The following is a 19990-nucleotide window of genomic DNA, read 5'->3' as shown; positions in this document are numbered from 1 at the left end:
TGAGTTGCCCGGCGCCCCTCTCATCGAGGTGAGTGCTGCGCGGTCGGACAACTCCCTCACGGCAGGCGGTGTTTCATCGCTGCAACACCTTGAAAAATATTTCATCCTCGCCCGAAAAAATCCTCAAGCCTGGCCGATACAGCGGTCAGGCGCACAAAGACTCCTTCGAACAGTGGCGCCGCACCGGATCCGACCACGGGCCAGTGATAAGCGCAAGGACGCTCGCCGTTACCCTCATTCGAGAGTGCTCCTATGTCTTTGCGTAATCTGAATATCGCGCCCCGTGCCTTCTTAGGTTTTGCCTTCATTGCCCTGCTGGTGGTCGTGCTCGGCGTATTCGCCGTCAACCGCATGTCGATCATCCGCCAGGCCTCCATCGACATGGAAACCACGCAACTGCCCAGCGTGACCCAACTGGCCGTGGTGACGGAAAACGTCCTGCGCCTGCGCATCCTGTCGTTCCGCATCCTGGTCAACCGCGAGCCGGCCGGCCTGCAAGAGGCCCAGACCCGCATCGGCGTGCTGGTCGAGAAAGTGCGCACCGCCCAGGCCGCCTACGCGGCATTGCCGGCCGGCGCCGAAGAGCGCGCGTTGTATCAGTCGTTCGCGAACACCCTGGACAGCTACCTGCAAGCGCAGAACCAGATGCTGGATCTGTCGCGCCAGGACAAAGTCGACGAGATGCGCACCCTGATCAACACCAAGATCAAGGACGGCACCGACCTGATGGGCGAGCAGCTCAACAAACTGATCGCGATCAACGCCGCCGATGCGAAGACCGCCTCGACCCAGGCCGGCGAGCATTACGACAGCGCCATCACCGGGATCGTCGTCGTCGCGCTGATCGCGGCCGTGGCCACCGTGCTGTTGGCCCTGCTGCTGACCCGCAGCATCGTCACCCCGCTGAACCGGGCGGTGACGGCGGCGCAGACCATCGCCGGCGGCAACCTGACCAAAGCCATCGAGGTCGACGGCAAGGATGAACCGGCGCGCCTGCTCGAAGCGCTGGCGCAGATGCAGGCCAACCTGCGCAAGACCATCGAACAGATCGCCGGCTCCGCCACGCAGTTGGGCGCCGCCGCCGAAGAGCTCAGCGCGGTGACCGAAGAGGCCTCCCGCGGCCTGCAGCAGCAGAACGATGAAATCGAACAGGCCGCCACCGCCGTCAACGAAATGACCGCAGCGGTGGAAGAAGTGGCGCGCAACGCGGTGTCCACCTCCGAAGCCTCGAACCAGTCCACCCACGCCGCCCGTGAAGGCCGCGACCAAGTGGTGAAAACCGTCGACGCGATCCAGACCATGACCCACGACGTGCAGAACACCGCGCAGATGATCGAAGGCCTGGCCGCCCAGGGCCGTGACATCGGCAAGGTGCTGGACGTGATCCGCGCCATCGCCGAACAGACCAACCTGCTGGCGCTCAACGCCGCCATCGAAGCGGCCCGTGCCGGCGAGGCCGGACGCGGCTTTGCGGTGGTGGCGGACGAAGTGCGGGCCCTGGCCCACCGCACCGCGCAATCGACCCAGGAAATCGAGAAAATGGTCGCCGGCATCCAGAACGGCACCGGCGAGGCGGTCGAGTCGATGCAGCAGAGCAACCAGCGCACCCAGTCCACCCTGGAAATGGCCCGCGCCGCCGGCATCGCCCTGGAGCAGATCACCCAGTCGATCCATCAGATCAACGAACGCAACCTGGTCATCGCCAGCGCGTCGGAAGAGCAGGCGCAAGTCTCGCGGGAAGTGGACCGCAACCTGGTCAACATCCGCGACCTGGCCACCCAGTCGGCCGCCGGGGCCAACCAGACCAGCGCCGCGACCCACGAACTGTCGCGTCTGGCGGTGGATTTGAACGCCATGGTGGCGCGTTTCGTGATTTGAGATACGGTGAAGGCTGGAGACCGCGCAACCAGGAGACGTACATGCGCTATTCAGCCTTGACCCAACGGATCGCCGGGGAGGGAGCAGCGGCCTGGCGGATTCACGACCGAGCGCTGGAGTTGCGCGCCGAAGGCGTCGATGTCCTGCTGCTGACCGTGGGCGATCCGGATTTCGACACGCCGCTGCCGATCATCCACGGCGCCATCGACAGCCTGCTGGCCGGCGATACGCACTACTCGGAGGTGCGCGGCCAGCATGCCCTGCGCAGCCTGATCGCCCGGCGCCACCAGCGGCGCAGCGGTCAGGCGGTGGACGCCGACCATGTGATCGTCATGCCCGGCGCGCAATGCGCCGTGTATTCGGTGGCGCAGTGCCTGCTGGATCCGGGCGACGAGGTGATCGTCGCCGAACCGATGTACGTCACCTACGAAGGCGTGTTCGGCGCTTGCGGGGCGACGGTGGTGCCGGTGCCGGTGCGGCCTGAGAACGGCTTTCGTGTCGACCCGGCGGACGTCGCGGCGCGGATCACCGCCAAGACCCGCGCCATGTTGCTCAACAGTCCCAACAATCCTTCGGGCGCCAGCCTGCCGCTGCTGATCTGGCAAGAGTTGGCGGCGCTGTGCATCCGTCATGACCTGTGGCTGATCAGCGACGAGGTGTACAGCGATCTTTTGTACGAGGGCGAGCATGTCAGCCCGGCGAGCCTGCCGGGCATGGCCGAACGCACGGCGACGGTCAACAGCCTGTCCAAGTCCCACGCCATGACCGGCTGGCGCATCGGCTGGATGATCGGGCCCAAGACCTTGGCCGAGCATTTGGTGAACCTGTCCTTGAGCATGCTGTTCGGCCTGCCGGACTTCGTGCAGAAAGCGGCGCAGGTGGCGCTGGAGAAAGACCTGCCGGAGGTGACCCGGATGCGCGAGGAATACCGCCTGCGGCGGGACCTGGTGTGCGACCGTCTGCGCGGTTGCCCGGGCCTGCACCCGGTGCGCCCGGACGGCGGGATGTTCGTGATGGTCGATGTGCGCCAGACCGGGCTCGGCGCCCAGGCGTTCGCCGAGCGGCTGCTGGAGGGTTACGGGGTGTCGGTGCTCGCCGGAGAGGCCTTCGGGCCCAGTGCGGCGGGGCACATCCGCATCGGGCTGGTGGTGGACCGGGTGAAACTGGCCGATGCCTGCGCGCGGATTGCGCTGTGCGCGGCGCAGCTGTTGCAGGCGCGTACGGCCTGACAGTCATGTGCTGTCTGTGTCGGCCCTATCGCTGGCAAGCCAGCTCCCACAGGTTTTTGGTGTGGCCTCAGATGCTGCTTACAGCCGCGATGCCTGTGGGAGCCAGCCTGCTGGCGATGGCGGCAGTGAAGACGCCGCAGGGCGGGATCCCTCACCCTTCGGGTGACAGGCACAGCAGCCCTCAAGCCTGCCAGGCCGAGGGATTCACCAGGTTTGCAGGCTTCTCTCCCCTCAGCGCCGCCAGTAGGTTGTCCACTGCGCACCGGGCCATGGCCTCGCGGGTTTCGTGGGTGGCCGAGCCCATGTGCGGCGTCGCCACCACGTTGCTCAACTGCAGCAGCGGCGAATCGTGGCTCAGCGGCTCACGTTCGAACACGTCCAGCCCCGCGGCGCGGATGCGCTTGTGGCGCAGGGCTTCGATCAGCGCCGCTTCGTCCACCACCTTGCCCCGGGCGATGTTGATGAAGATGCTCTCGGGGCGCATCAGCGCGAACTGCTCGGCGCCGATCAGGCCTTCGGTCTGCGCGGTGAGCGGCAGGGTCAGGCAGATGAAGTCGGCTTCCCGCAACAGCGCCTCAAGGCTGCGGTATTGCGCGTCGAAGCGCTGCTCCACCGCCGGCTTGCGCGACTGGCTGTGGTAGAGCACCGGCATGCCGAAGCCGAAATGCCCGCGCTGGGCCAGCGCCTCGCCGATCCGGCCCATGCCGATGATGCCCAGGGTCTTGCCGTGCACATCGGTGCCGAAATGCGCAGGGCCGAGGCTGCGGTGCCAATGGCCGCCGCGCACCATGTTCGCCAGTTCCACCACGCGCCGGGCCGTGGCCAGGATCAGGGCGAAACCGGTGTCGGCGGTGGTTTCGGTGAGCACGTCCGGGGTGTTGCTCAACAGGATCCGGCGGCGGGTCAGGTAGTCGATGTCGTAGTTGTCGACGCCCACCGACACGCTCGACACCGCCTCCAGGCGCGGCGCCCGGTCGAGCAGCGCCGCGTCCAGTCTCAGGCTGGCGCCGAGCAGGCCATGGGCGCCGGGCAGGGCGTCGCGCAGCTTCATCAGGCCATCGGCGTCGAGGGTGTCGATCAGCGTCACGTCCACGTGCTCATGCAGCCGGGCCATCAGCGGCGGCGACAGTTTCTTGTACAGCACAACCTGCTTTTTCATCGCGTTCATCTCTCTTTCGAATCAGGAATGGGCCGGCAACGGACGTCGCGCCGCAGGCCTGGGCGTCACCCGGTCGCTGGCGCCGGGGTTGAGGAATGCCGTCAGCAGTACCGACAGCAGCAGCGCGCCGCTCATCAGCAAGTACGAAGCGCCGGGCGAGCCGGTGGAGCCGTTGAGGTAGCCGACCAGGTAGGAGCCGCCGAACGAGCCGAGGGCGCCCATGCTGTTGATCAGTGCCATGGCGCCGCCGGCGACGTTGGCCGGCAGGATCTCCGGCACGATGGCGAAGAACGGCCCGTAAGGCGCGTACATGCAGGCCCCGGCGATCACCAGCAAGGTGTAGGACCACCAGAAATGCTCGGCGCCCAGGGCGTAGGAGCCGTAGAACGCCACTGAGGCGATCAGCAGCGGCGGCCAGACGAAACGCTTGCGCTTTTGCAGCTTGTCCGAGCCCCACGACACCAGCAGCATGCCGACCACCGCCGCCAGGTACGGCAGCGCCGACAGCCAGCCGGCCTCGACCATGTCCATCTGCGCGCCGGCCTTGAGGATCGACGGCAGCCACAGCACGAACCCGTAGACGCCGATGCTCCAGCAGAAGAACTGCAGCGCCAGGATGATCACCTTCGGCGAGCGGAACGCTTCGGCGTAGTTCTTCACCGCTTTGATGCCGACCTGCTCGGCGGCCAGGGCGCTTTCCAGGTCGCGCTTCTCGCCGTCGCTCAGCCAGCTGGCCTGGGCCGGACGGTCATCCGCCAGCCGCCACCAGATGAACGCCCAGAGCACCGCCGGCAGGCCTTCGATGATGAACATCCAGCGCCAGCTGAAATGCTGCACCAGATAGCCCGACACCACCGACATCCACAGCATCGTCACCGGGTTGCCGAGGATCAGGAAGGTGTTGGCCCGGGAGCGCTCGGCGCGGGTGAACCAGTGGCAGAGGTAGACCAGCATCGCCGGCATCACCGCGGCCTCGACCACGCCGAGCATGAAGCGGATCACGATCAGCCAGTAGGCGTTGGAGACCACCCCGGTGAGAGTGGCGAGGCCGCCCCAGAGGATCAGGCTGACGAAGATGAGTTTCTTCACGCTGTGCTTCTGCGCATAGATCGCGCCCGGCACCTGGAAGAAGAAATAGCCGAGGAAGAACAGCGCGCCGAGCAGGGACGACAGGCCCGGTGTGATCATCAGGTCCGCGGCCATGCCGGAGGCGGCGGCGAAGCCGTAGTTGGCGCGGTCCAGGTAGGCCAGGCTGTATGTGATGAACACGATGGGCATGATGTACCACCAGCGGCGGGCGGCGAGGGTTGCGGTTTTCATGGGTCTTGCTCCTGAGCTTGTTGTTTTTGTCGCAGCAGGTTCAATGGGTGGTTTGTCTGTCAGGGCCTCATCGCTGGCAAGCCAGCTCCCACAGGATCTGCGGTGTACACAAAATCTGTGGAAGCTGGCTTGCCAGCGATGGCGGCCTCAAATTCGGCGCACAGTTCAGCCCGGGTCGGCAGCCCCTCCATGTCGCCACGGCTCTGCACCGCACGGCTGCCGATCCAGTTGGCGCGCCTGACCGCCTCGGCGAAGCTCTGGTGCTCAAGCAAGGCACTGATCATCCCGACGGCGAACCCGTCGCCGGCGCCGACCGTATCGACCACCGTCGCCACCGGCACGCCGGCCACAAAGCCTTGATCCAGTTGCGTGCGGTAATAGGCGCCTTGGGGCCCGAGCTTGATCGCCACCGCTTCGGCGCCCCGGTCGAGGTAGAACGCGGCGATGTCCGCCGGGTCGTCGAACCCGGTGAGCAGACGGCCTTCGGCCAGGCCCGGCAGCACCCAGTGGGCGAGGGCGGCGAGACGGTTGATCTCGGTGACCATCTCCCGTTCGCTGCCCCACAGGCTCGGGCGCAGGTTGGGGTCGAACGACACGCTGCGCCCGGCCTGGCGCATGCGCGTCATCAGGTCATGGGACATGGCCCGGGCCGAGGCCGACAGCGCCGGCGGAATGCCGGTGGCGTGCAGGTGCCGGGCATTGAGCAGCTCTGCCGCGATCGCTTCGGGCGACAGATGGCTGGCCGCCGAGCCCCGGCGAAAGTACTCGACCTGCGGGTCGCTGCCGTCGTCGCTGCGGGACTTGAGCTGGAAACCGGTGGGGTGTGCCGGATCCACCGCCACATGGCTGCAGTCCAGGCCCTCCCGCGCCAGGGATTCGACGACGAAGCGGCCCAGGGAATCGGCGCCGACCCGGCTCAGCCACGCCACATTGAACCCCAGCCGGGACAGGCCGATGGCGACGTTGCTGTCGGCCCCGGCGATGCGCTTGTGGAACTGGCCCACCGACGCCAGGTCGCCGCTGTGTTCGGCGACGAACATCGCCATGGTTTCGCCGAACGAAAGAATGTCGATCTCAGGCATGGGCAGGCTCCAGGCAGGATTGGCCGAGGCGGGCGAGGGCGGCGACGTGGTCGCGGGTGAGCTGCACCAGGTCGTCGCCTTGCAGCGGGTATTCGGCGGCGCGCATGACGCCTTGATCCATGTGCCGCAGCAGTTGTTCCCAGTGATGCAGGTCGTTGGCGACGGGCGGCACGGCGACGAGCTTGCCGTCGGCGCGGCGGGCCACGGCCTTGCAGTGCACGTAGCCGACCTGCCTGCCCAGTACGCGTGCGGCCTGGACGGCGGACTCGCCTTGCCACTGCCAGTTGCCGATGTCGAAGGTCATGCGCACCGGCAGTGCGTGATGCTCGACGGCGGCGAAGAAGCGCTGGAACGGCTCGATGCGGCCGCCGTGCGGGGTCTGGTCGTTCTCCACCAGCAGCCGCACAGGGCTTTGGCTCAAGCAGTGGGCCAGCGCGCTGAAATCGTGGCCGTCGGCGAAGTGGCCCAGCGAGACTTTCAACCAACGGGCGCCGAAGGCCTCGGCGTTTTGCAGGGCGGTGTCCAGTTGCGGGTTCGGTAAGGCCTGGCCGGCGCGCCACAGTTCGGTCGGCGACGAATAGATGCTTTGCAGCCGTGCCGCTGCGCTGGCCTGTGCGAGTTGTGCGGGCACCTCACCGGTGAGCAATTCCTCGCGCCATTCGATGCGGCTGGCGCCGGCGGCGGTCAGCACATCGATGAAGAAGCCTTGGCCCCGTTGGCGCACCAGGTCGGCGCCGTAGCTGGACAGGCTGATGGAAACGGCAGGTTCATTCATTGTTGTTGTCCTCTGAAACCGGTTTCATTCTTGTTCAAAAAAAAGGTTGCGGTGGGCTTATGGAGCTCTGCGCGGGCCAGTCGAATCGTCGCCTGTCGGAGTGTCTTGAAGATGCCGTGCGGCGCCAGGACGGCCGCCATCGCCAGCAGGCTGGCTCCCACAAGGGATCCGGCTCGCCAGCAGGATCCCGGTACACCCCAAAAATCTGTGGGAGGCTGGCTCCCACAAGGGATTCCGGTTACCCGCAGGATCCCGGCACACCCCAAAACCTGTGGGAGCTTGCCTGCAAGCGATGAGGCCCAATCAGTCACCACAAACCCCACAGGTCGATCCGCGCTCAATCAGCACCGGCGCAAAATCCACCACCCGCGCCGCCTCGTCATCTCCCCGCAAGCGCTTGAGCAGGCATTCGAACGCTCGGGCGCCGATGTCCGCCGTCGGCTGGGCGAGGGCGGTGATGCCGCTGCCCACCAGCGGATACCAGTCCAGGTCATCCAGCGCGATTAGCCCGGCGTCCTCGAACAGCCGGCTGCCGATCTCGCGCAGGGCACGGGTGCAGGCCAGCGCCGCCACACCGTTGGCGCAGAACAGCGCCTTGGGCCCGGCACCGGGTTGGTTCAAAAAGGTTTGCAGGTCGGCGGCGAGGGTTTCGCCGGTCTCCAGCACCGCGCCGCTCAGGCCGCTTCGCTGGCCGATCTGCTGCTGGAAGCTTGCGACCCGCTCGATCCGCGAACTGGTGCCGTCGAAGGGTTCGGTCACCAGCAGCAGATCGCGGTAGCCACGCTGCTCAAGGTGTTCCAGCGCCATTTGCACCGCGCGGGGGTTGTCCAGCCCGACCATGTCGCTGTCCAGCCCTTCGACCTTGCGGTCCACCAGCACCAGCGGCATTTCCCGTTTCAGCTCATGCAGTTCGTCCCGGTGATGGCCGAGGGTGTTCACGATCAGGCCTTCGATGTTGTAAGAGCGCAGCAGCGCCAGGTGCTGGCGTTCCTGTTCGTCGTCGCGGTCGGTGTTGCACACCACCAGGCTGTAGCCGTACCGGCGGCAGGCGGTTTCCACCCCGTGCATGACGGCGATCGAGTAAGGGTTGCGGATGTCGGCCACCAGCATGCCGATCAGGCGGGTGCGCCCGCGTTTCAGGCCTCGGGCCATCTGGTTGGGGCGGTAGCCCAGTTCGGCGATCGCCCGCTCGATGCGTTCGGCGGTGGCCTCGGAGAGTAGGGCGCGGTCGTCGCCGATGAAGCGCGAGACGCTGGCCTTGGACACGCCGGCGTGCTCGGCGACGTCGAGCATGGTCACGCGGCTGCGCTGGGCGGCGGAGAAGTCGTTCACGGGGTTGAGCCTTATTGTTGTAGGTGTTGAAACCGGTTTCAGAAAACACCATCCAGCGAAAGCCGTCAAGGGCACCGTTGGAGAGCGGGGCTGCATCGAACGACGAACGGTAGCAAGACCTGTCAGATATGACAGTAGGCAACCTCTCGGCCGGGGCGCTTAATCGACTCATCAACTTTTCCCGGAACACCTGAAGCAAGAGCGCTGCTTCAGGAGAGGATCTTGACATGCCCACACTCAAGAACCAGATAACAGCGGCCCCATTGACGATAGACGGGGTCAGCGAACTGGATCCGGACGGCCATATTCCGAGAGATGTTTTGATCGCCGGCACGATCGGCAGAATACCTCGGTGGCCCAACTTTCCGGCCGACCCCGACGACTTCACGATCCTCCGTGTCTATTGGCGGCAAGACGGTGCGACGGACGAAATATTTACCGCTACTTATACCCAGGCGGATGACCGGCCGGAGTTCACCTTTCCGATCACTCCTGAACAAATGAGTGTCGACGGAACGGCGGTCATCTATTACGAACTGGAGGGGTTCAATGGCAATCTGGATCCCTCACCCGAGCGTAAGTTGACGATCGACCATGAGTTGGCACCCACCCTCAGGGCGCCTGAGTTTCCTGACGTCAACTTCTATGGCTACATCAATTGCAGTTCTGCGCCGCCGGTCTGGGAAAGGATCCGGGTCAAGATCCTGAGCGAGCCGGTGTTCCTCAACGGAGACGAATGCGTCCTGCAATGGCAGGGGTTCGATTCTCTCAACGGATCTCCGCCGGCATTGACGCCGGTGCACGAATTCAGAAGAACCCTGAGCCCTGCTGATGTCAGCAACGGCTTCGTCATCGACATTCCGTTCGATCCCTATGTCCGGCCCATGGTGGACAACGATTCGGCCCTCGCTCAATACACCCTTTTTCGTGCAGGTGTCTCCTTCCGCAAATCCCGCAAGGGGCTGGTCAAGATCGACCGCACATTGCCGGGATCTCCGCCTTGTGGGGGTGAGCCCTGAATGATTCCGATGTTTTACCCATGGCTGCATCTGTTTGTGAGGTGGTTGTTCAATATCGCTCAACGTGGAGAACATGAAATGACCGTACAAAACATTATCGGTAAAGGCGCAAGGTTGACATTGCAGGAAATCGGCGAACGTGCTCGCTTGTCCTTGCGCACATCTGGACAGGTTTCCGGCGTACTGCTGGAAAAGCCCGAAGTGGTGGGAAAGATTGTCGATGACCTGATCCCCAAGACCATTTTGGACTCCGGAGACCTGATCATTCGATTTCACACCAACACGATCCTGGATCCACAGGATAATGACGAGTATGAGCTTTGGCAGCGCAAAGGGCCTTCAGATGCACCAGAAATGGTGGCCGACGGTAACCTGGGCCAAGCCGCAGGTCGCCCGGCGACGGTGGACATTGAAGTGCCCACAGTCGCTCTTGTGGACGACGATCTGGCGCAGGCTTCAACGTTGTGGGAGTTTGAACTGGTTGTGTATAGGGGGGATAACGGCAACCCGGACAGCTCGGACTGGTTCCCTGTCCAGATCGACCGTAACGCTCCGGAGCAAGATAAGGCGTCAGGTCAGAAGTTCAAGCCGGAGACCGCCACGCTCATCAACCTGCCGGCGCCCGGCATCATTGATGATGAGTGGCTGAGCACCCACGACTCGCTTGATATCGACGTCAATATCTCTTATCAGTTCTATCGTCCGGATGACACCATCATTGTCTATCTCTCGACCAACTATGGTGTGGGGATGCCGGTATTTGAGCAGACGCTGTCAAACAGTTCCGTTGCCATTCCGACGGACGACATCCCGCAATTGGATGGACAGTACTTTCTCTGGTACGAATTGCGCGACATCGTAGGCAATGTCAGCGACCCCTCACTTGCCAGAGGCTTGCGAGTGTCTCGCCGTCCGGCACCGGTACTGTTGGATTGTGTGTTTCCGAAAGGGATCCTGCCGGATGTGATCGACCTGGCGGACCTGGAAACCCCTGTGTTCCTGGAAGTTCCCTACTCCACAAACGGGCAGCAGACGGACCGGATCACCCCGACCGTCAGCAATGGAACACTGGATGTGCCGTTGGGCAGCAAAGCCTTGGGGATCGGACCGGCCAATCTGCAATTCACTCTCAGCAACAGCCGGTTGCTGGCGCTCTGGAACAATGCGACGGCTGAAGTGCCCATCACCGGCACCTATGTCTTCACCCGCGGCGTTCAACCCCCGCAGGATTCAAGGTCGACTTCGTCCGCGCTTGACTTCACGTACAGGGGGCCCATCAACCCCATTTTCCCGGGACGGGAAAACCCGAACATGGTGAGGGTCACGGTCGTCGGCAAATCCGGTACGCCCAATCACATCACGGAAGACGATCGTCTGGACGTGGTGACCATCAGCACGCCGATGGTGGCGGCCCCCAACCCTTGGGTACCGCTGGGAGACGAGACAGCGAAACTCTGGTTCGACGGCAAAGAGGTGCACAGCGAACTGCTGACGGCCGGCACCGTGACCGTACTGACCGCGCCCATTCCGGCGGCGGTGATCGAGGCGGCCGTACCCGGCAAGAAAATCGCCTACTGGACGATCGAGGAAACGGGCGGCCGCAATGTGATGAAGTCATTCGACACCGAAGTCCAGCTCGACGCCGTCCGGCTTATCTTGCCGAAACCGACGGTGCGGCTCTTCAACGGCTTTGTGTCTTGCCGTTATCTCACCCGGCCTGACTTCCAGTTGCCGGTGACAGTGCCGATTCACCCCACCGCGATGCCGGTCGGAACCGTAGTCACATTGCGATCCATCGGCACGACCGACAGCCAGGGATTGATGCCGATTCCGGGCACAGACTTTGCCGACACTTACACGATCACCGGGGCGGAAGCCGATGGCGTGTTCATCCAGAACATTCAGCCATACCTGACAAAACTCAAACCCATTCAGCCTCCGGCCAGTTCCAGTCTACCCAACGGTTACATCAAGATCTGGTACGAAATCACGGTTGCAGGCGCACCGCTGCCGTCGATGGAGTTCCTGAACGAAGTGTCGCTGCTCAATGCCAGTAACAACTATTGCGAGGGGACACCGACCGACTGAAGGCGTTGATGAATGCCGAAGAGAATTCTCTTCGGCATTGTTGATTCAACTGCGTGTACAGACCTTTCCCGCATAGCTGCCGGATAAGTCCTACATATCTTCCTACTACGGAACTGTAATTTACGCGCCGTCTTGGGCGTGGGAGCTATGCCCGCGAATTCAGCTCCGTGCTCCTGCGGGAGCCATTCAAGGGAATTTCTTATGTTGTCATCTTGTATTGATGCGAAGTCCGGCCTCAGGAGGCTGATCAGTCTTTCATCACTGTCCCTCTTGTGGCTCCCCGATCTTTCCTCTGCCGGTACATTGGTCGGTGGGAGTCAGACCCTCACCAACGGCGCACCTGTGGAAGCATGGACACTTTCCCAAGGCGCAACATTGAACGTTGAGCAGGCGCAGACGCTGGGCATCAACGCATCGCATTCCACCCTGAATGCGACCGGTGCGACAACCCAGCAGATTTCCGTCAGCCAGGGTTCAGTGGTCAACCTCAGCGACTCGACCGTCAACGGCGGGAATGCCCGGGCCGGTGTGGAAATCATCAACAGCACCGGCACCATCAATGCCAGCACCGTCACAGGCAACCGCCTGGGCCTGCAGGCGGCCCGCAATGTCAGTACCGCCAGCGGCTCTTCGATCAGCGTGACGGACAGCCGGATCACCGGCGCTTCGGGCGGTGCGCGCGCCACAGCGTTCAGCAGCCTCGATTTTTCCAGCTCCCGAGTGGAAGGCACCGGTGCCGGCAGTGCCGGCGTGTCCCTGTTGAGCGGCAGTGCCTCGGCCCGCAACGGAACGCAAATCGTCGGTGGCCAGAACGGCGTGACCCTCGGTCTCGAAGGCGCAGGCCTGCCTGCCAGCCAATTGACGTTGGACGGGGCGAGCGTCGAGGGCAAGAGCGGTTCTGCGGTGTTGGTCGACAACAACGGTCGTGCCGCACCGGTCACACGCATCGATGTGCTTGACGGCTCCACATTGACGGGCGGCAACGGGATCGCCGTGGAGGTCAAGGGCGCCGCCGATGCCGCGATCAACGTGGAACGCAGCGACCTCGTCGGCAATGTTCAGGTGAGCGACGGCAGTGTGGCTGCACTGACCCTCACTCAAGGATCGCTGACCGGCAACGTGACAGGAGACGCCTCAAGCGCCGTATCGGTCGGGCTGCAGCAGGGCTCGCAACTCAAGGGTGTCATGACCGATGTCGCCAAGGTAGACATCGGTGGGCAATCCCGTTGGGCACTGACAGGCGACAGCAAGGTCGGTGACCTGAACCTCGATGGAGGGACCGTCAAGCTGGGTTCGGACGACGGGTTCCATCAGTTGAACGTGAACAACTTGTCCGGCAACGGCCTGTTTGAAATGAGCGTGGATTTTGCGACCCTTCAATCGGACGTCCTCAATGTCACCGGTGTTGCGACAGGCAACCATCAACTGTTGATCGCCAGCACCGGCACCGAACCTCCCAGCGGCCAGCCCGTCACGGTCGTTCACACCGCAGGCGGGGATGCGGCGTTCTCTCTTGCCAATGCCGACGGCAAAGTCGATCTCGGCGCGTTTTCCTATGGGTTGAAGGCGGACGAGAGCCGCAACAACTGGTTCCTGGATCCGTCCGGGCGCACGGTCAGCCCCTCGACCCGCACCGTCATGGCCTTGTTCAACACCGCGCCGACGGTATGGTACGGCGAGCTGACGTCGTTGCGCAGCCGCATGGGGGAAGTGCGCTTCAATCAGGAAAAGTCCGGGGCATGGGCGAGGGCCTACGGCAACAAATACAACGTCAATGACGCGTTCGGGGACGGCTACCGACAGACCCAGCAGGGATTCACGTTGGGGGCGGACGCACCGTTGCACTTTTCCGACGGGCAATGGCTGTTGGGCGTGATGGCCGGCTACAGCACATCCGACCTCAATCTGCACACGGGCAGCAGCGGCACGATCAAAAGCTATTACGCCGGGACCTACCTGACCTGGTTGGATGAAGCGAGCGGTTACTACGTCGACAGCGTGTTGAAGGTCAACCGGTTCCGCAACGATGCCAAGGCCGGCCTGAGCGACGGGACGCGCGCCAAGGGCGATTACGACAACAGCGCTGTGGGCGGATCGGTGGAAGTGGGGCGGCACATCAAGCTGGACGACGGCTACTTCATCGAACCGTTCACCCAGTGGTCGGCCGTGGTGATCCAGGGCAGGGACTTCGACCTGAACAACGGACTGCGGGCCGAAGGGGACCGCACCCGTTCATTGCTCGGTAAGGCTGGCGCCACGGCAGGGCGCAAGATGCAGTTGAGTGACGGCACGCAGGTTCAGCCCTACGTGCGCGCGGCGTTGGTGCATGAGTTCTCCAGAAACAACGAAGTCAAAGTCAACAACAATGCCTTCGACAATGACCTTTCCGGTTCGCGTGCCGAAGTGGGAGCCGGCATCGCCGTCAATTTGTCGGAGCGTTGGCAGGCCCATGCGGAAGTCGACTACATGAATGGAAGCAACATCGAAATGCCCATCGGCGGCACGTTGGGCGTTCAGTTCAAATGGTAGGGGCATGACGCGGATCAGCGTTTGAACCTGACGCAAAAAAAGGCCCCGATCTGAGTCGGGGCCTTTTATTCAGGCTCAGTGGCCTAGCACCGTATCAAACTCACCTTTGGACAGAAAGCTGTGACCACTGTTGTCGGCCTTATCGATATGGGCATTGAAAGTGCCGATGAAATGGAGGGTTTGCGGATCAAGACTGTATTGGATGTTTCCCGACCTGGCTTTCTGCAAGGTCGGGTGATCCGGGTCGCTGTAGTCGTTGAAGAACAAACCGACTTCACCCTCAACGTCATTTTCGGTAATTTTTCCGATGGCCTGATCGATGCTTTTGGAAAACACGATGGTGAAGCTTTTGGCGGCATCGCCATTGAACTCAGTGGCGATGACGACCCAAAGGTCACCGCGGCCGGGTGAGTTCGAGCTTTGGATTTCCGTGAGCGTGGCTGAGAACTCCGAGCCGTCTTCCAGGATCGCAGTGAAGACTTCCAGCGGGTCAGTGTCGGTCACTTTCAGGGCTGAACTGTTCATGAATCATCTCCGTAGGGTTAAACGAATGATCCATGCACTGCGGTAGGCCAGCGGGGCATGGATAGAGTCATGCAAGAACCAATGTTGGTGCTCGTGTACTGGCACTTATGACATGTGCACGGCGCACCGCCTTCAGTGTTCAGTACACGGTTTTCACCACTCGTGCGAGTTGGGTTGTGTGTTGCACGAGTGCGGGGTCAGCATAATGGAGCGAGAACACCTGAGTAACTGTCAGAGTTGACAGGTGTGTCTATATACAGGCGGTCCCTGTGCAGATCAGCCAAACAACCCCGCCGCAATGTTGATCGAGAACCCCAGGATCGCCGTATTGAACACAAACCCGATCAACGACTGCGCCAGCACGATCTTGCGCAGCTCGCGGGTGGCGACGCCGACGTCGGAAGTCTGCACCGCGACGCCGATGGTGAACGAGAAGTACAGGAAGTCCCAGTAGTTGGGCGTGGTCAGGCCTTCGGCGAAGCGCAGGGCCGGTTCCTGACCGTCCCAGGTGTAATAGAGGCGGGCGTAGTGCACGCTGAAGATCACCCCGATCAGCAGCCAGGAGCCGATCACCGTCAGCGCGGTGAAACCGTAGTGCAGCAGCTTGCGGGTGGTTTCCAGGTCCTTGCTGCCGACCAGTTCGAAGGTGATGGTGGCGAGGCTGGCCAGGGCGGCGATGCTCACCATCAGCAGGACGAGGCCGGCATTCTCGTCTTCCATTTCCGCGATGCGTTTGACGTCCGGGGCCTTGGCCCGGGCGGTGAGCCAGAGCATCAGCGCAAGGTAAGTCCAGACGCCGGCGTTCCAGCCGATCAGGACCTTGCTGACGAGAGAGGCGTTGGGCGTGAGCAGGCCGACAGCGATGCCGAACAGCGCGGCGGCGGAGAGGCGAGGGTGGGTGCGGGCGAGAAAGCGCATGGGGGCTCGTAGGGTCAGGGTTTGCTGACACCTTAGCTTATTTGGGCTGTGCTCAAGACCCATATTGCCAGGGAGATCCGTGGAAACCGGCTTGCCAAGCGACCGTCGAGTCGATGCAAGGATTGATTGCATTGGCAGGCACCTGCCGCAGGCAGCGGTGGTGGATAGACGCTTAATCAGGACGGCTGTTTCACACTTCTGCGCCTCTGCGTAAAAAAACAGTCACCCGCAGGTGACTGTTTTTTGCTTCGCTGTGTATCTCGTTTGTGCCTTTTCACTTGTGCACTTCGAAATCGCCATGATCGATTACGAGACCGGGATTTGTTTTGGAGTTGTTGAAACGGAATGTTCCCCACATTTTATGAAGCTTTTCGTCGTAGTGAATGATTGCCGATCCCGTCGCCGAAATCATATCTACGACACCTTCGGCCGTTAACTCCAAATATCGTCCGGTGGCTTCGTTATTCCCTTGCGGGTGTTCTCTCAGACCCAAGTTTATAGGCTTGCCATCTTTCGGAATGCTGGGAGGAATTGACATAAGGTAGAGGGCTGTCTGGTCGCCACCGTGGTTCATGACCGCTCTTAAATCAAAGCCTCGCGGGGTCTCCACTAAGGAGAAGGAAGAGTCGGCAACGAAATGTGTTTCTTTGTCATTTTGAGTGATGGTCGCCGTCATCTTTTGTTTTTCTTGTTTCATCTGCGTTCTCCGAGGGCTTAAGCCCTAGCGAGTGCAACCGACAGGATGTCGTCTGCTTGCCCGGAGTCTAAGGATGAAAAAAAATTGAGATAACTGTCAGGGTTGACAGGTGTATCTATATACATGCTGCTGTTCAGTTGAACGGAGTCAAGCAGCCCCACCGCATTTTTGACCGAAAGCCTCAGTGCGTTGTTTGCGGGAGCGACAGTCAGGCTCCCACAGGCTCATTGCCACACACGGGTTGGTAGGGCGGGCTTTGCTCGCGACGGTGTCATGTCAACCGACCTTTCTCGGCACACCGTTTTCGCGAGCCAGTCCGCCCTACAGGGATCAGTGACGGCTGGAGCGCCGCACCAGCTTCATCACCACCACAAAGAACACCGGCACGAAGATGACCGCCAATGTCGCCGTGATCATCCCGCCGATCACCCCGGTGCCGATGGCTTGCTGGCTCGCGGAGCTGGCGCCCGTGGCGATGGCCAGCGGCACCACGCCGAGGATGAACGCCAGTGACGTCATCACGATCGGCCGCAGGCGCATGCGGGCGGCCTGCAGGGTCGCGTCGAGCAGGTCGTGGCCGTCGTCGTACAGGCTCTTGGCGAACTCGATGATCAGGATCGCGTTCTTCGCCGACAGGCCGATGATGGTGATCAGCCCGACCTTGAAGAACACGTCGTTGGGCATCCCGCGCAACGTCACCGCCAGCACCGCGCCGAGCACGCCCAGCGGCACCACCAGCAGCACCGAGGTCGGGATCGACCAGCTCTCGTACAGCGCCGCCAGGCACAGGAACACGATCAGCAGCGACAGCCCGAGCAGGATCGGCGCCTGGCTGCCGGACAACCGTTCCTGCAGCGACAGCCCCGTCCATTCCTGGCCCAGGCCTTTCGGCCCCTGGGCCACCAGCCGCTCGATCTCGGCCATGGCTTCGCCGGTGGTGTGGCCGGGCGAGGGCTCGCCGGAGATGGCGATGGCCGGGTAGCCGTTGTAGCGGGTCAGCTGGGTCGGGCCTTGCGTCCACTTGGCCTGGACGAACGCCGACAGCGGCACCATTTTCCCGGCGTCGTTGCGCACGTGCATCTTCAGCAGGTCGTCGACCTGGCTGCGCCGGTCGCCTTCGGCCTGCACCACCACCCGCTGCATGCGGCCCTGGTTGGGGAAGTCGTTGACGTAGGTCGAGCCCACGGCGCTGGCCAGCACGTTGCTGATGTCGGCGAACGACACGCCCAGCGCGTTGGCCTGCCGGCGGTCGACCTCCAGCTGCACCTGCGGCGCTTCGGCCAGGGCGCTCTCGCGCACGTTCATCAGCACCGGGCTCTTCTCGGCGGCGGCGAGCAGTTCGGTGCGCGCCGCCATCAGCGCGGCGTGGCCGAGGCCGCCGCGGTCCTGCAGGCGGAACTCGAAGCCGCTGGAGGTGCCGAGGCCGTCCACCGGCGGCGGCAGCACGGCGAAGGCCACGGCGTCCTTGACCTGGCTCAGCGCGGCGTTGGCGCGGTCGGCGATGGAGGCGGCCGAGTCGTCGCTGCCGCGCTCGGACCAGTCCTTGAGCGTGGAGAAGGCCAACGCGGCGTTCTGCCCGCTGCCGGAGAAGCTGAAGCCCAGGATCACCACGCTGTCGCTGATGCCCGGCTCGCCGGCATTGTGCGCCTCAAGCTGTTCGGCCACCTGCACCGTGCGGTTCTGGGTCGCGCCCGGCGGCAGCTGGATGTCGGTGATGGTGTAGCCCTGGTCTTCCGTCGGCAGGAACGAAGAGGGCAGCCGCACGAAAAGGACGCCCAGGCCGATCAGCAGCACAACGTAGATCAGCAGGTAGCGCCCGCTGCGCTTGAGGGCGTACCCCACCCAGCCCTGATAGCGCGCCGTCAGCCGTTCGAAGCGGCGGTTGAACCAGCCGAAGAACCCGGCCTTCTCATGGTGTTCGGCCTTGGCGATCGGCTTGAGCAGCGTGGCGCACAGCGCGGGCGTCAGGGTCAGGGCGAGGAACGCCGAGAACAGGATCGAGGTGGCCATCGACAGCGAGAACTGGCGGTAGATCACGCCCACCGAGCCGTGCATGAACGCCATCGGAATGAACACCGCCACCAGCACCAGGGTGATGCCGATGATCGCGCCGGTGATCTGCCCCATCGCCTTGCGGGTGGCTTCCTTGGGCGACAGGCCCTCGGCGGCCATGATCCGCTCGACGTTCTCGACCACCACGATGGCGTCGTCCACCAGGATGCCGATGGCCAGCACCATGCCGAACATGGTCAGCACGTTGATCGAGTACCCCAGCGCCAGCATCGTGGCGAAGGTGCCCATCAGGGCGACCGGCACCACCAGGGTCGGGATCAGCGTGTAGCGCACGTTCTGCAGGAACAGGAACATCACCGCGAACACCAGCAGCATGGCTTCGCCGAGGGTGTAGACCACTTTGGTGATCGAGACCTTCACGAACGGCGAGGTGTCATACGGAATCTTGTACGCGACGCCCGTCGGGAAGTAGCGCGACAGTTCGTCCATCTTCGCCCGGATCAGGGTGGCGGTGTTCAGGGCATTGGCCCCCGGCGACAGCTGCACGCCCACGGCGGTGGACGGCTTGCCGTTGAGGCGGGTGCCGAACTGGTATTCCTGGCTGCCGACCTCCACCCGCGCCACATCGCCGATGCGCACGGTGGAGCCGTCGGGGTTGGCCTTGAGCACGATGTCGGCGAACTCTTCCGGGGTCGACAACTGGCCTTTGACCAACACGGTGGCGGTGATCTCCTGGGCCTTCGGCGCGGGCAGGTCGCCGATGCTGCCGGCGGACACCTGCGCGTTCTGCGCGGCGATGGCGGCATTGACGTCGGCCGGGGTCAGGTTGAAGCCGATCAGCTTCTGCGGGTCGATCCAGATCCGCATCGCCCGCTCGGCGCCGTACAGCTGGGCCTTGCCGACGCCGTCCAGGCGCTTGATCTCGTTCATCACGTTGCGCGCCAGGTAATCGCTGAGCGCCACGTCGTCGAGCTTGCCGTCGCTGGAGGTGAGGGTGATCAGCAGCAGGAAGCCTGCCGACACCTTCTCGACCTGCAAGCCTTGTTGGTTGACCGCTTGCGGCAGGCGCGACTCCACGGCCTTGAGGCGGTTCTGCACGTCCACCTGGGCCAGCTCCGGGTTGGTGCCCGGCTGGAACGTGGCCTTGATGGTGGCGCTGCCCAGGCTGCTTTGCGACTCGAAGTACAGCAGATGGTCGGCGCCGTTGAGCTCTTCCTCGATCAGGCTGACCACGCTTTCGTCGACGGTCTGCGCCGAGGCGCCGGGGTACACGGCGTAGATTTCGATCTGCGGCGGCGCGACGTCCGGGTACTGGGCCACCGGCAACTGCGGAATCGACAGCGCGCCGGCCAGCAGGATGAACAGGGCGACCACCCAGGCGAACACCGGGCGGTCGATAAAGAACTGCGGCATAAAGAGGTGTCCT

15 protein-coding genes are annotated in these 19990 nt (G+C 63.2%); 5 read left to right on the top strand and 10 right to left on the bottom strand.

Going from position 1 to position 19990, the window contains the following annotated elements; genetic code table 11:
• Positions 1-252 precede the first annotated feature (252 nt).
• Positions 253-1878, top strand: a complete 1626-nt coding sequence (locus CAG33_RS24645; protein WP_085583869.1) for a methyl-accepting chemotaxis protein — start codon at positions 253-255, stop codon at positions 1876-1878.
• Positions 1879-1919: 41 nt separating this feature from the next.
• On the top strand, positions 1920-3107 hold the full coding sequence (locus CAG33_RS24640; protein ID WP_085583867.1) for a pyridoxal phosphate-dependent aminotransferase: 1188 nt from the start codon (positions 1920-1922) through the stop codon (positions 3105-3107).
• A 181-nt stretch (positions 3108-3288) separates the two neighbouring features.
• On the opposite strand, the gene CAG33_RS24635 is transcribed toward CAG33_RS24640, so the two are convergent.
• From CAG33_RS24635 to CAG33_RS24615, 6 genes are all read right to left on the bottom strand, one after another.
• Positions 3289-4266, bottom strand: coding sequence for a D-glycerate dehydrogenase (locus tag CAG33_RS24635; RefSeq protein WP_085640903.1), 978 nt, complete (start codon positions 4264-4266; stop codon positions 3289-3291).
• 21 nt (positions 4267-4287) lie between these two features.
• A complete protein-coding gene (locus tag CAG33_RS24630; RefSeq protein WP_085583865.1) occupies positions 4288-5586 on the bottom strand; it encodes an MFS transporter in 1299 nt (432 codons plus the stop codon).
• A 59-nt stretch (positions 5587-5645) separates the two neighbouring features.
• Positions 5646-6668 (bottom strand): sugar kinase, encoded by a 1023-nt coding sequence (locus CAG33_RS24625; protein WP_085640874.1) that lies wholly within the window; start codon positions 6666-6668, stop codon positions 5646-5648.
• Positions 6661-7443: a TIM barrel protein gene (locus CAG33_RS24620; protein WP_085640872.1), complete on the bottom strand. Its 783-nt coding sequence runs from the start codon at positions 7441-7443 to the stop codon at positions 6661-6663. The genes CAG33_RS24625 and CAG33_RS24620 overlap by 8 nt, the downstream gene beginning before the upstream one ends.
• Positions 7440-7604, bottom strand: a complete 165-nt coding sequence (locus CAG33_RS28595) for a hypothetical protein (protein WP_170930058.1) — start codon at positions 7602-7604, stop codon at positions 7440-7442. Before CAG33_RS28595 ends, CAG33_RS24620 begins: the two co-directional genes overlap by 4 nt.
• A 142-nt stretch (positions 7605-7746) precedes the next feature.
• Positions 7747-8775: a LacI family DNA-binding transcriptional regulator gene (locus tag CAG33_RS24615; protein ID WP_085633707.1), complete on the bottom strand. Its 1029-nt coding sequence runs from the start codon at positions 8773-8775 to the stop codon at positions 7747-7749.
• Between the two features lie 227 nt (positions 8776-9002).
• On the opposite strand from CAG33_RS24615, the gene CAG33_RS24610 reads away from it, so the two are divergent.
• From CAG33_RS24610 to CAG33_RS24600, 3 genes are all read left to right on the top strand, one after another.
• The gene (locus tag CAG33_RS24610) at positions 9003-9794 is read left to right on the top strand and encodes a hypothetical protein (RefSeq protein ID WP_085583857.1); all 792 of its coding nucleotides are present in this window, start codon (positions 9003-9005) and stop codon (positions 9792-9794) included.
• A 78-nt stretch (positions 9795-9872) separates the two neighbouring features.
• Positions 9873-11882, top strand: a complete 2010-nt coding sequence (locus CAG33_RS24605) for a hypothetical protein (protein WP_139833035.1) — start codon at positions 9873-9875, stop codon at positions 11880-11882.
• A gap of 201 nt (positions 11883-12083) precedes the next feature.
• Positions 12084-14411, top strand: a complete 2328-nt coding sequence (locus tag CAG33_RS24600; protein ID WP_085640868.1) for an autotransporter outer membrane beta-barrel domain-containing protein — start codon at positions 12084-12086, stop codon at positions 14409-14411.
• A 75-nt stretch (positions 14412-14486) separates the two neighbouring features.
• Here the strand turns inward: CAG33_RS24600 and CAG33_RS24595 are convergent, their stop codons facing one another.
• The 4 genes from CAG33_RS24595 to CAG33_RS24580 all read right to left on the bottom strand — a co-directional run bounded on the left by CAG33_RS24595 (position 14487) and on the right by CAG33_RS24580 (position 19977).
• A complete protein-coding gene (locus CAG33_RS24595) occupies positions 14487-14936 on the bottom strand; it encodes a hypothetical protein (RefSeq protein ID WP_085640866.1) in 450 nt (149 codons plus the stop codon).
• A 276-nt stretch (positions 14937-15212) separates the two neighbouring features.
• Positions 15213-15854, bottom strand: coding sequence for a DUF1345 domain-containing protein (locus CAG33_RS24590; RefSeq protein WP_085583849.1), 642 nt, complete (start codon positions 15852-15854; stop codon positions 15213-15215).
• Between the two features lie 274 nt (positions 15855-16128).
• Complete coding sequence (locus CAG33_RS24585; protein ID WP_085583847.1) at positions 16129-16551, bottom strand: hypothetical protein; 423 nt, start codon at positions 16549-16551, stop codon at positions 16129-16131.
• Between the two features lie 330 nt (positions 16552-16881).
• Positions 16882-19977: an efflux RND transporter permease subunit gene (locus CAG33_RS24580; RefSeq protein WP_085640864.1), complete on the bottom strand. Its 3096-nt coding sequence runs from the start codon at positions 19975-19977 to the stop codon at positions 16882-16884.
• Positions 19978-19990 lie beyond the last annotated feature (13 nt).

The organism is Pseudomonas sp. B3(2017), assembly GCF_002113595.1.
Classification (GTDB): Bacteria; Pseudomonadota; Gammaproteobacteria; order Pseudomonadales; family Pseudomonadaceae; genus Aquipseudomonas; species Aquipseudomonas ekonensis.
Note: the sequence above shows the minus strand (reverse complement) of the source record. Positions and strands in the feature narration are given on the sequence as shown.